Raw genomic sequence first — 12,627 nt, forward strand, 5'->3', positions numbered from 1 at the left:
GCAGTAACGTAACCGGCATAAGCAAGCGGTAAGCAAGCGGCGCACTCCAACTGTCTCCAGGTTTCCTATGACTCGCGCCCTACGCAACATCGCCATCATTGCCCACGTCGACCACGGCAAGACTACGCTCGTCGACCAGCTCCTCCGCCAGACCGCCACGTTCCGTGACAACCAGCAGATCGCCGAGCGCGTGATGGACTCGAACGACATCGAAAAGGAGCGCGGCATCACGATCCTTTCGAAGAACTGCGCGGTCGAGTACGAAGGCACTCACATCAACATCGTCGACACCCCGGGCCACGCCGACTTCGGCGGCGAAGTGGAGCGCGTGCTGTCGATGGTCGACTCGGTGCTGCTGCTGGTCGACGCCGTTGAAGGCCCGATGCCGCAAACGCGCTTCGTCACCAAGAAGGCGCTGGCGCTCGGCCTGAAGCCGATCGTCGTGATCAACAAGGTGGACCGTCCGGGCGCGCGCATCGACTGGGTGATCAACCAGACGTTCGACTTGTTCGACAAGCTGGGCGCGACCGACGAACAGCTCGACTTCCCGATCGTCTACGCGTCGGGCCTGAACGGCTATGCCGGCCTGAGCCCGGACGTGCGCGAAGGCGACATGCGCCCGTTGTTCGAAGCCGTGCTCCAGCACGTGCCGGTGCGCCCGGCCGATCCGGATGCGCCGCTGCAGTTGCAGATCACTTCGCTGGACTACTCGTCGTACGTCGGCCGTATCGGCGTGGGCCGCATCACGCGCGGCCGTATCAAGCCGGGCATGGCTGTCGCCGTGCGTTCGGGCCCGGACGGCGCGATCCTGAATCGCAAGATCAACCAGGTGCTGTCGTTCAAGGGCCTCGAGCGCGTGCAGGTCGACTCGGCTGAAGCCGGCGACATCGTGCTGATCAACGGTATCGAGGAAATCGGCATCGGCGTGACCATTTGCGCACCGGAACAGCCGGACGCGCTGCCGATGATCACCGTCGACGAACCCACGCTGACGATGAACTTCCTCGTCAATTCGTCGCCGCTGGCCGGCCGCGAAGGCAAGTTCGTCACGAGTCGTCAGATTCGCGACCGCCTGATGAAGGAACTGAACCACAACGTCGCGCTGCGCGTGAAGGAAACCGGCGACGAAACGACGTTCGAAGTGGCGGGCCGTGGCGAGCTGCACCTGACCATTCTCGTGGAAAACATGCGCCGCGAAGGCTACGAGCTGGCCGTGTCGCGTCCGCGCGTGGTGATGACGGAAGTCGACGGCGTGAAGCACGAGCCGTACGAAAACCTGACAGTCGACATGGAAGACGGCCACCAGGGCGGCGTGATGGAAGAGCTGGGCCGCCGCAAGGGCGAAATGCTCGACATGGCATCGGACGGCCGTGGCCGTACGCGTCTCGAGTACCGCATTTCCGCGCGTGGCCTGATCGGCTTCCAGTCGGAATTCCTGACGCTCACGCGCGGCACGGGTCTGATGAGCCACACGTTCGACTCGTACCAGCCGGTCAAGGAAGGCGCGGTCGGCGAGCGCCGCAACGGCGTGCTGATTTCGCAGGACGACGGCGCGGCGGTTGCGTACGCATTGTGGAAGCTGCAGGATCGCGGCCGCATGTTCGTGTCGCCGGGTGAGCCGCTGTACGAAGGCATGATCATCGGCATCCACAGTCGCGACAACGACCTGGTCGTGAACCCGATCAAGGGCAAGCAGCTGACCAACGTGCGTTCGTCGGGTACCGACGAAGCAGTGCGCCTCGTGCCGCCGATTCAGATGTCGCTGGAATACGCGGTCGAGTTCATCGACGACGACGAGCTGGTCGAAGTCACGCCGCAGTCGATCCGTCTGCGCAAGCGCTACCTGAAGGAACACGAGCGCCGTAGCGCAAGCCGCAAGGGCGCGGTGGACTAAGCGGGCCTCGGCCTGAGGTAGTTCGCGGCGATCTGCGGTAGTACGTTGCACACAGACGCCACGCAGAAGCCACCTTCGGGTGGCTTCTGCCGTTTCTGGGCCTGGGAACGTGGCGCGCCATTGCCCGTGGTTCGTCAGTCGTTCGTTCACGTTTTTCACAGAAGTGTGTTGCGAGTCCTGAAAGAGCGGCAAAAGCCCGTCGCGACGGGCTCGAGCGGCAATTCGCCTGCTATCTGGACTATTCGTTCTGTGCTATGCTCCCCGGGTGCAAAGTTTTAGGTCCTTCCAAGCAAGACTTGATTCGCGCAATCCGCTAAACGGTCAGGCCGTGTCGCGGAAGGTTCTGTAACCCGCTATTTCTCGAGAAACTCGAAGAAAGGTGAGCGTAAAAATGATGAAGCAATTCCAGTCGAACTCTTATCTGTTCGGCGGCAATGCTCCGTACGTAGAAGAAATGTACGAAGCGTATCTCGATAATCCGGCGTCAGTGCCCGAGAACTGGCGCAGCTATTTCGACGCATTGCAAAACGTTCCTGCATCGGACGGCAGCAATGCCAACGACGTGGCCCATGGCCCGATCGTCGAATCGTTTGCACAACGGGCCAAGGCTAACGCCTTCATCCCGCGCACGCCTGCCGGCGGCGAAGATCTCGCTACGGCCCGCAAGCAGGTTTATGTCCAGTCCCTCATCGGCGCATATCGTTTCCTCGGCTCGCAATGGGCCAATCTCGATCCTCTGAAGCGTCGCGAACGTCCCGCCATTCCCGAACTCGAACCCGCGTTCTACGACTTCACCGAAGCCGACATGGACCAGGAGTTCAGCGCCACGAATCTGTATTTCGGCTTCGAGAAGGCCACGCTGCGCGAGATCGTGAAGGCATTGCGCGACACGTATTGCGGCACGATCGGCGCCGAGTACATGTACATCAGCGATCCGGAACAGAAGCGTTGGTGGAAGGAGCGTCTCGAGTCGATCCGCTCGACGCCCAACTTCACCAAAGAAAAGAAGAAGCACATCCTGAACCGCCTGACGGCCGCTGAAGGCCTCGAGCGTTTCCTGCACACCAAGTACGTCGGCCAGAAGCGCTTCTCGCTCGAAGGCGGCGAAAGCTTCATCGCGTCGATGGACGAAGTCGTGCGTCACGGCGGCGCCCGCGGCGTTCAGGAAATCGTCATCGGCATGGCTCACCGCGGCCGTCTGAACGTGCTGGTCAATACGCTCGGCAAGATGCCGGCTGACCTGTTCGCCGAATTCGAAGGCAAGCACGTCGACGATCTGCCGGCCGGCGACGTGAAGTACCACAAGGGTTTCTCGTCGGACGTCTCGACGGAAGGTGGGCCGGTTCACCTGTCGCTCGCGTTCAACCCGTCACACCTCGAAATCGTCAACCCGGTAGTCGAAGGTTCGGCGAAGGCCCGTATGGACCGTCGCGGCGACGACAGCGGCCTGCAAGTGCTGCCGGTGCAGATCCACGGCGACGCGGCTTTCGCGGGCCAGGGCGTCGTGATGGAAACGCTGAACCTCGCGCAAACGCGCGGTTACGGCACGCACGGCACGCTGCACATCGTCATCAACAACCAGATCGGCTTCACGACGTCGGATCCGCGCGACTCGCGCTCCACGTTGTACTGCTCGGACGTCGTCAAGATGATCGAAGCGCCGGTGCTGCACGTGAACGGCGACGATCCTGAAGCGGTCGTTCTGGCAACGCAGCTGGCGATCGACTTCCGGATGCAGTTCCACAAGGACGTCGTCGTCGACATCGTCTGCTTCCGCAAGCTGGGCCACAACGAGCAGGACACGCCGGCCGTCACGCAGCCGCTGATGTACAAGACGATTGCGAAGCACCCGGGCACGCGCGCGCTGTACGCTGAAAAGCTGGTGCAACAGGGCGTGATCAAGGCCGACGACGCGGACGAATACGTCAAGGCCTACCGCAAGGCAATGGACGAAGGCCATCACACGGTCGATCCGGTGCTCTCGAACTACAAGAGCAAGTACGCGGTGGACTGGGTGCCGTTCCTGAACCGCAAGTGGACCGACGCAGCCGACACGGCCGTGCCGCTCGCGGAACTGAAGCGCCTCGCCGAGCGCATCACCACGATCCCGGAAAACTTCAAGGTTCACCCGCTGGTCGAGCGCGTCATCAACGACCGTCGCGCGATGGGCCGTGGCGAAGCGAAGCTCGACTGGGGCATGGGCGAACACCTGGCATTTGCGTCGCTGGTCGCGTCCGGCTATGCGGTGCGCCTGACCGGTCAGGACTCGGGCCGCGGCACGTTCACGCACCGTCACGCGGTGCTGCACGATCAGAACCGCGAGCGCTGGAACGACGGCACTTACGTGCCGCTGCAGAACATCGCCGAAGGTCAGGCGAAGTTCACGGTGATCGACTCGGTGCTGTCGGAAGAAGCAGTGCTGGGCTTCGAATACGGTTACTCGACCGCTGAACCGAATACGTTCGTCGCATGGGAAGCGCAGTTCGGCGACTTCGTGAACGGCGCGCAAGTCGTGATCGACCAGTTCATCTCGTCGGGCGAAGTGAAGTGGGGCCGCGTCTCGGGCCTGACGATGCTGCTGCCGCACGGTTACGAAGGCCAGGGTCCGGAGCACTCGTCGGCGCGTATCGAGCGTTTCCTGCAACTGTGCGCGGACCACAACATGCAGGTCGTTCAGCCGACCACGCCGGCGCAGATTTTCCACCTGCTGCGCCGCCAGATGATCCGCCTGTTCCGCAAGCCGCTGATCGTCGCTACGCCGAAGTCGCTGCTGCGTCACAAGGAAGCCGTGTCGGATCTGTCGGAACTCGCGAAGGGCGCGTTCCAGCCGATCATCGGCGAAGTGGACGAAGCGATCGACGCGAAGAAGGTCAAGCGCGTGGTGGCCTGCTCGGGCCGCGTGTACTACGACCTGGTGGCGCATCGCCGCGAAGCCAAGGCGAACGACGTCGCGATCATCCGTATCGAACAGCTCTATCCGTTCGCGCACAAGCAGTTCGAAGCGGAAATGAAGAAGTACGACAACGCGACCGAAGTGGTCTGGGTGCAGGACGAGCCGCAGAATCAGGGCCCGTGGTTCTACATCGAGCACCACCTGAAGGAAGGCATGAAGGAAGGACAGAAGCTGGCATACAGCGGCCGTCCGGCTTCGGCCTCGCCGGCAGTCGGCTACTACGCGAAGCACTACGAGCAGCAGAAGGCGCTGGTCGAAGGCGCTTTCGGCCGCCTCAAGAGCGCGTCGATCGCTAAATAACAGAACAGACGAACCGGGAAGGCGCAGTGCGCTTTCCCGTGCCGCGTCCGGTGGTCCGATAAAGGTCCATCCGCGGTCATGGTTCGCAGGCGGTCGTCGTTCACCGCGCCGTCACCCGATACGTATTCAGGATATTCATAATGGCTATTGTTGAAGTCAAGGTTCCCCAGCTGTCCGAGTCGGTCTCGGAAGCCACGATGCTGCAGTGGAAGAAGAAGCCCGGCGAGGCCGTTGCTGTCGACGAAATTCTCATCGAAGTCGAGACCGACAAGGTCGTTCTCGAAGTGCCGGCACCCTCGGCCGGCGTGCTGGTTCAGGTCATCGCGAACGACGGTGACACCGTCGTCGCCGACCAGGTGATCGCGAAGATCGACACCGAAGGCACCGCAAGCGCCGCCGCCGTTGAAGCAGAAGTGAAGCCGGCCCCGGCTGCCACGGCTGCTCCGGCAGCGGCTCCGGCCGCTCAGGCCGCTGCTGCGACGGGCGCGAACACCGCTGCTTCGCCGGCTGCCGGCAAGCTGATGGCGGAGAAGGGTCTGGCGTCGGGCGACGTCGCCGGCACCGGCCGCGACGGCCGCATCACCAAGGGCGACGTGCTGACCGCTGGCGCGCCGGCTGCCAAGGCCGCACCGGCACCGGCTGCCGCACCGAAGGCTGCGAAGCCATCGCTGCCGGACGTCAAGGCGCCGGCTTCAGCCGACCAGTGGCTGAGGGACCGTCCGGAACAACGCGTGCCGATGTCGCGTCTGCGCGCGCGTATCGCCGAGCGTCTGCTCGAGTCGCAGCAAACCAACGCCATCCTGACCACGTTCAACGAAGTGAACATGGCGCCGGTGATGGACCTGCGCAACAAGTACAAGGACAAGTTCGAGAAGGAACATGGCGTGAAGCTCGGCTTCATGTCGTTCTTCGTGAAGGCGGCGGTTCACGCGCTGAAGAAGTTCCCGCTGGTGAACGCGTCGATCGACGGTAACGACATCGTCTATCACGGCTACTTCGACATCGGTATCGCTGTGGGTTCGCCGCGCGGTCTGGTGGTGCCGATCCTGCGCAATGCGGATCAGCTGAGCCTCGCCGAAATCGAGAAGAAGATTGCCGAATTCGGCCAGAAGGCCAAGGACGGCAAGCTGTCGATCGAAGAAATGACCGGCGGCACGTTCTCGATCTCGAACGGTGGTGTGTTCGGTTCGATGCTGTCGACCCCGATCATCAACCCGCCGCAATCCGCAATCCTGGGCGTGCACGCCACCAAGGAACGCGCTGTGGTCGAAAACGGCCAGATCGTGATCCGCCCGATGAACTACCTGGCGCTGTCCTACGACCACCGTATCATCGACGGCCGCGAAGCGGTGCTGTCGCTGGTCGCGATGAAAGATGCGCTGGAAGACCCGGCTCGCCTGCTGCTCGACCTGTAATCGCCATCCCGGCGTCGCCGGCTTGCTCGCCTGGTTGATATCAGGCAAGCCGGCGCCACCTAAGCAGCACGTCTTTAGCATTCCGCAGTAAAGGATCGGCGCACACCGCGAAGCATGGTCACGCGCCGTTCCGCCTTCAAAAGGATTGTCATGTCCAAAGAATTTGACGTCGTCGTGATCGGCGCAGGCCCTGGCGGTTATATCGCCGCTATCCGTGCAGCGCAGCTCGGCAAGACCGTCGCATGTATCGAAAACTGGAAGAACCCGGCCGGTGCGTTGAAGCTCGGCGGCACGTGCCTGAACGTGGGCTGCATCCCGTCGAAGGCGCTGCTCGCGTCGTCGGAAGAATTTGAAAACGCATCGCATCACCTCGCGGACCACGGCATCTCGGTGGACAACGTGAAGGTGGACATCTCGAAGATGATGGCCCGCAAGGACGGCATCGTCGAGAAGATGACCAAGGGTATCGAATTCCTGTTCCGTAAGAACAAGATCACGTGGCTCAAGGGCCACGGCAAGTTCACCGGCAAGACGGACGCCGGCGTGCAGATCGAAGTGAGCGGCGAAGGCGAGACCGAAGTGGTCACGGCGAAGAACGTGATCATCGCCACGGGTTCGAAGGCGCGCCATCTGCCGGGCATTCCGGTCGACAACAAGATCGTCGCCGACAACGAAGGCGCACTGGCCTTCGACGTCGCACCGAAGAAGCTGGCTGTGATCGGCGCCGGCGTGATCGGTCTGGAACTCGGTTCAGTGTGGCGTCGTCTGGGCGCCGAAGTGACCGTGCTCGAAGCGCTGCCGGAATTCCTCGGCGCGGCTGACCAGGCGCTCGCGAAAGAAGCGGCCAAGCAGTTCAAGAAGCAAGGCCTCGACATCCAGGTCGGCGTGAAGGTCGGCGACGTGACGACGACCGACAACAGCGTCTCGATCGCTTACACCGACAAGGACGGCAACGCGAAGACGCTCGAAGCGGACCGCCTGATCGTGTCGATTGGCCGCGTGCCGAACACCGACAACCTCGGTCTCGAAGCGATCGGCCTGAAGGCCAATGAGCGCGGCTTCATCGACGTGGACGACCATTGCGCGACGGCGGTGCCGAACGTGTACGCGATCGGCGACGTGGTGCGGGGTCCGATGCTCGCGCACAAGGCCGAAGACGAAGGCGTGCTGGTCGCCGAAATCATCGACGGTCAGAAGCCGCATATCGACTACAACTGCATTCCGTGGGTGATCTACACCGAACCGGAAATCGCATGGGTCGGCCAGACGGAACAGCAGTTGAAGGCCGAAGGCCGCGAGATCAAGACGGGCCAGTTCCCGTTCATGGCGAACGGCCGCGCGCTCGGCATCAACAAGGCGGACGGTTTCGTCAAGATGATCGCCGACGCCAAGACCGACGAACTGCTCGGTGTGCACATCATCTCGGCAAACGCATCGGACCTGATCGCGGAAGCCGTGGTGGCGATGGAATTCAAGGCGGCGTCGGAAGACCTGGGCCGCATTTGCCATCCGCATCCGTCGCTCTCGGAAGTCATGCGCGAAGCGGCGCTCGCCGTCGACAAGCGCGCGCTGAACATGTAATCACGCGCACGCCTGACTGAGCACAACTCTGGCATCACCATCAAGGCGGGCGGGTTCATTCCCCCCGCCTTTCTTTTTGCAGCAATACCATGAACGTCACCGAATACTACGAAAAAGAACTGCAGACGCGCGGTTATCAATCGGACCCCGCGCAACGCGCGGCGGTCGACCGGCTGCAGCGGTGCTACGAAGAGTGGGTCGAATACAAGTCGCGCCGCTCGAACGCGTTCAAGAAGCTGATCAATCGTCCCGACCTGCCGCGCGGCGTGTACATGTGGGGCGGCGTAGGGCGCGGCAAGAGCTTCCTGATGGACAGCTTCTACATGATCGTGCCGCTGCATCGCAAGACGCGGCTGCATTTTCACGAGTTCATGCGCGAAGTGCATCGCGAACTGGAAGAACTGAAGGGCACGGCCGATCCGCTCGACGAACTCGCGCGCCGCATTGCGAAGCGCTATCGCCTGATCTGCTTCGACGAATTCCACGTGTCGGATATTGCGGATGCGATGATCCTGTACCGTCTGCTCGACAAGCTGTTCGAGAACGGCGTGCAGTTCGTGATGACGTCCAACTACGATCCGGACACGCTGTATCCGGACGGCCTGCATCGCGATCGTATGCTGCCGGCCATCGAGCTGATCAAGAACAAGCTCGACGTGATCAACGTCGACGCGGGCATCGACTACCGGCAGCGCACGCTCGCTCAGGTGGAGGTGTATCACACGCCGCTTGGCGCGGCGGCCGACAAGGCTTTGCGCGACGCGTTCTCGCGCCTCGCCGCGGTCCCCGACGAGAGCCCGATCCTGCATATCGAGAAGCGCGAGCTGAAGGCGCTACGCCGCGCGGACGGCGTCGTGTGGTTCGACTTCGCGACGCTGTGCGGCGGCCCGCGCTCGCAGAACGACTATCTGGAACTGGCAAGCCGTTTTCACGCAGTGATTCTCTCCAGCGTGCCGCAGATGTCGGTGCGCATGGCCTCGGAAGCGCGGCGCTTCACGTGGCTGATCGACGTCTTCTATGACCACAAGGTCAAGCTGCTGATGTCCGCCGCGGTGCCGCCCGAGCAACTGTACATGGACGGCCCGATGGCGAACGAATTCACGCGCACGGTATCGCGGATTGTCGAGATGCAGTCGAAGGAGTATCTCGACACGCCGCGGCGGATCGTCGACACGTCGCTGACCTGAGCGGCTTCACGGCGCGCATTCGGGCCGCTCATCGAGCTGATGCCGGCCGGCGGACCATGTGATACCGCCGCCGATACATCTGCGACAGATCACGCTTAATTGCCGAACTAATTGCGCCAAACGGCGCATTTTCAAGATTCGGATTGGTCTTATGTCGCGGGCGCGCACCACAAGCTATCTTTTGTCCTGGTTTAGATAAAGGAGAAGCTATGAATCCGCACCGTGATATCACTGACGAAGAGTGGCAGCGTGTCGCTCCATTGCTTCCTGAACTGCGCCCGCGCTCCGAACTGCGTGGCCGGCCGCTTGCCAATACCCGATCGGTGCTCAACGGCGTGCTGTGGGTCATGTATAGCGGCGCAACCTGGTCAGCCATGCCGCGCAGATACCCGTCGTATCAAACCTGTCATCGCCGCTTCAAGGCATGGTACGAATCCGGCGTGCTCACGCGGGTGACGGAGCAACTGCTCGGAGCTGGGAGTGTGGAACTCTGCAGCTTGATGGAAGCGCGCATGCGCACACACACGAGCGACGAACAGAAACGTGCCGCAGCGCAAAGCGCTCCGGTCACCGTACCCACTGTGGCCGCTACACCTCCGGCTTACCAGCCTGCATTGAGCAAACCGCTGCCGGCTTCGCCGTTCGCGTACACATCGCCATTCAAGCACGCTGCATGACAACGCCGATCGGTCTGCTTCACATGCAGAACGGCCGCGCGATAGTGATCGCCGGCCGTTCCTTTTTTCATTCCGACCGCAGCGGCGCATCGGCTGTGACGCTGCCCTCGCACACGCTGCTGGCAGCGTAGGTCACTCTTCACAGATGATCCGCGCTGGCCCGAAAGAGGCAGCGCCCGCATGCGTCGCGCACTACTGCTGACGAACCCAGGTCTGCGAGCGGCCCAGCAGCGCCACGCCGATATAGCCACGCACCACCAGCTTGTTGCCGCCATCTTCCAGGTGCATCTTGCACTTGTAGAGCTTGCCGTTTTCCGGGTCGAGAATCTGCCCGTGATCCCAGCCGTCACCGTCCTTCTTCATGTCGCTGATGATGGTCATGCCGAGAATCGGCTGATCCTTGCGTGCGTCGGTGCAAGCGGTGCAGCGGCGATCAGGCTGATCGTTCGCATCGAGACCCTTGATCACCTTGCCGTTCAGTTGGCCGCTGCCATCCCGCGCGATCTGCACGAGCGCTTTGGGCTGGCCGGTGTGATCGTCGATGGTTTGCCACGTGCCGACCGGCGTGTCGGTCTGCGCCATGGCCGTCATCGCACTCGCGATCAGCAGGCCGGCGACAGCAGCATGTTTGGCAGTGCGAAGCGCGATTGCGCGAGCGGGCCGAGTGAATTGCGTCATTGTCTTCCTCCTTGATTAGAGACGGCGCGATCGTGGTCGCGCGGCGTTACCGGTATGTCGGACGGTGCCCGGACGAGCCCGCTGTGACGGCCTGGTATCGCTTTTTCAGGTTTGGCTTCGGCTCACAGGATGTGCATCTCGCGGCGTGCACGCGTGCATGCCGCCGGTTGCGTCGTCAGCGCAGAATACGCGAAAGTGCGCGCGCCGTTTGATAGGGGAACTTCTAATCCGGGCCCGGCAATGTGCGCAGATACGTAAAGCGCAGCGCGAACGCGCGGGATGACTTCGAACATCGCGCCCAGCCCGAATCGCCCGACGCTTCGCCCCGTTGAGAACGCTGCGCGCCGAACGAGATCTACTCCGAGGTCGGCAATGAAATCGCGCTGTACTGATGGTGAGCGAAACGGCGGTGCCGAACTTCAGCGTCAACTCGTTGGTTTGCGATAGTGCGCCGCGTTGAACTTGCCGATCAGGCCGTTGCTGCCGATGGACACCGCCGCGTGCGCGGCCAGATACTTGACGTTGTCGCGGCCCTTCGGCAGCAACGCGGACACGCACAACTGTTCGCTGAGCGCGGTCAGCCCATTCTCGATCGCGGTCAGAAGCCTTGCGCGCGAGGCCGATTGAAATCGACTGGTGAAGGACTGCACGTTCCGCGCCGACCTGTGTTTCCGGCTCGCGGCGACCGGTTGAAGATTCCGTGGATCGAGGAGCGCAGCGGCCGACAAGAGCGCGATCTTCCAGACGTTCATCGCGCAGGTGATCGGCGCCGAGGGCCTGTCCGCATTTGCGGACCTGCCGGACGGGCTCGTCGACGCCAAATTTTCGACGAAGAACCCGAAACCCGCGAAAGTAAGTGATAATTAACCGTTTTCTACTAAAACAAAAACTGTTCAAGCAGGAATTACATGGACCAAAAGTCGAAGCTACGACAGATTGCTCTCGCCGCATTCATCGCAGCGGGAGCCGTGCAAGGTGTGAATGCTCAGGCTCTGCAGGACAGTAGCGCAAGCGCAGGCGTCGTTTCCCAGCCCGGTACGAGCACCGCGCTGCCAACCACCGCGCAGACCGCGCCGAGCGGACAGGCAGAGACCACTGCACTGACCCCCGACGAAAACCGGCAATCCGCCGCGGGCAACGTGGCGGAATTGCAGCAGATGATCCACGGGTCGGATCTCAGCGAACTGCGCACCACCTACAACGGCAGCTACGGGGCGAGCCTGCTGTTTTACGGCAAGGAAATGACGTACTACGTCGCGCTGTTCCAGCAAAAGAATTTCTGGCGCGTGATCAAGACGCAGGACGCCATGCGCGCCGACATGATTTACAAAGACTTCGTGCGTCAGACGGTGCAACTGTCGGACGTCGAGATTCGCCGCACGCAGCTCGAGGCGCAAAAGGCGTTCACGCAGCGGATGATCGCGTTGTCGCAGGACCGCGCGAACCGCTTGCAGGCCGACCTCGATGTTGCGCGGCAGCAGCAGAGCATCGTTGCGACCCAGCAGCAGGAGAAGCGCGCCGAAACCACGGCGCTGGCTCAGCAGAAGCTTGCCGCGCAGGAACAGTTGCGCATCGCGCAGCGCCAGGTGCGCGAGCTTCAGCGTCAACTGGAAAGCGGCCTGCCTTCGCATTGAACGCGATGGCCTGAGGTTCGTCGGGCGGGGAGGGCGGAGCGGGGAAGCGCCGCCTGACTCGCTGACAGCGTGCCGTGGTGGCAGGGCATGACGGCCGTGGCCATGCTGATGCCGTCGTGACTTGCCGCCCATGCTGGTGCTGATCAGATTCGATGCCAACGTCGCAATCTTGCCGGCGACCTTGGTCTAGCGATCTTCGCCGTGTTGTCCGCGTTCGCCTGTTCACGTTTGCCCTGCAAGCTGGACGGCCGCGCGGCGACGGGCATCGCCATCGCGCGCGCCGGCTTTGCGCTTCAATGCCGCATGTT

Annotated in this window: 10 protein-coding genes; 8 read left to right on the forward strand and 2 right to left on the reverse strand. The window is 62.4% G+C overall.

Annotated features, from left to right (window positions below):
• Window positions 1–67: 67 nt before the first annotated feature.
• The 7 genes from typA (at window position 68) to PQR02_RS13655 (ending at window position 10,138) form a co-directional block, all read left to right on the forward strand.
• Window positions 68–1,894 (forward strand): translational GTPase TypA, encoded by a 1,827-nt coding sequence (typA, locus tag PQR02_RS13625; protein ID WP_408231123.1) that lies wholly within the window; start codon window positions 68–70, stop codon window positions 1,892–1,894.
• Between the two features lie 391 nt (window positions 1,895–2,285).
• Window positions 2,286–5,147 carry a 2-oxoglutarate dehydrogenase E1 component gene (locus PQR02_RS13630; protein ID WP_408231126.1) on the forward strand — a complete coding sequence of 954 codons (2,862 nt, stop codon included), beginning with the start codon at window positions 2,286–2,288 and terminating at the stop codon, window positions 5,145–5,147.
• Window positions 5,148–5,287: 140 nt separating this feature from the next.
• A complete protein-coding gene (gene odhB, locus PQR02_RS13635) occupies window positions 5,288–6,562 on the forward strand; it encodes a 2-oxoglutarate dehydrogenase complex dihydrolipoyllysine-residue succinyltransferase (RefSeq protein ID WP_408231129.1) in 1,275 nt (424 codons plus the stop codon).
• Window positions 6,563–6,712: 150 nt separating this feature from the next.
• Entirely contained in the window at window positions 6,713–8,143 is a 1,431-nt protein-coding gene (gene lpdA, locus PQR02_RS13640; protein WP_408231132.1) for a dihydrolipoyl dehydrogenase, read from the forward strand.
• A gap of 89 nt (window positions 8,144–8,232) precedes the next feature.
• On the forward strand, window positions 8,233–9,330 hold the full coding sequence (gene zapE / locus PQR02_RS13645; protein ID WP_408231135.1) for a cell division protein ZapE: 1,098 nt from the start codon (window positions 8,233–8,235) through the stop codon (window positions 9,328–9,330).
• Between the two features lie 209 nt (window positions 9,331–9,539).
• The gene (locus tag PQR02_RS13650; RefSeq protein ID WP_408231138.1) at window positions 9,540–10,007 is read left to right on the forward strand and encodes a transposase; all 468 of its coding nucleotides are present in this window, start codon (window positions 9,540–9,542) and stop codon (window positions 10,005–10,007) included.
• Complete coding sequence (locus PQR02_RS13655; protein WP_408231141.1) at window positions 10,004–10,138, forward strand: hypothetical protein; 135 nt, start codon at window positions 10,004–10,006, stop codon at window positions 10,136–10,138. The genes PQR02_RS13650 and PQR02_RS13655 overlap by 4 nt, the downstream gene beginning before the upstream one ends.
• 61 nt (window positions 10,139–10,199) lie before the next feature.
• Here the strand turns inward: PQR02_RS13655 and PQR02_RS13660 are convergent, their stop codons facing one another.
• Both PQR02_RS13660 and PQR02_RS13665 read right to left on the reverse strand, forming a co-directional pair.
• Window positions 10,200–10,685, reverse strand: coding sequence for a DUF2147 domain-containing protein (locus tag PQR02_RS13660; RefSeq protein ID WP_408231144.1), 486 nt, complete (start codon window positions 10,683–10,685; stop codon window positions 10,200–10,202).
• A gap of 425 nt (window positions 10,686–11,110) precedes the next feature.
• Window positions 11,111–11,335 (reverse strand): hypothetical protein, encoded by a 225-nt coding sequence (locus tag PQR02_RS13665; RefSeq protein ID WP_408231147.1) that lies wholly within the window; start codon window positions 11,333–11,335, stop codon window positions 11,111–11,113.
• A gap of 258 nt (window positions 11,336–11,593) precedes the next feature.
• Here PQR02_RS13665 and PQR02_RS13670 point away from each other — a divergent pair, with 258 nt between their 5' ends.
• Entirely contained in the window at window positions 11,594–12,319 is a 726-nt protein-coding gene (locus PQR02_RS13670) for a DUF2968 domain-containing protein (RefSeq protein WP_408231150.1), read from the forward strand.
• The last annotated feature ends 308 nt before the right edge of the window (window positions 12,320–12,627 follow it).

The sequence above is a fragment of the Paraburkholderia sediminicola genome (genome assembly GCF_046026895.1).
In the GTDB taxonomy this organism is placed as follows: Bacteria; Pseudomonadota; Gammaproteobacteria; order Burkholderiales; family Burkholderiaceae; genus Paraburkholderia; species Paraburkholderia sediminicola_C.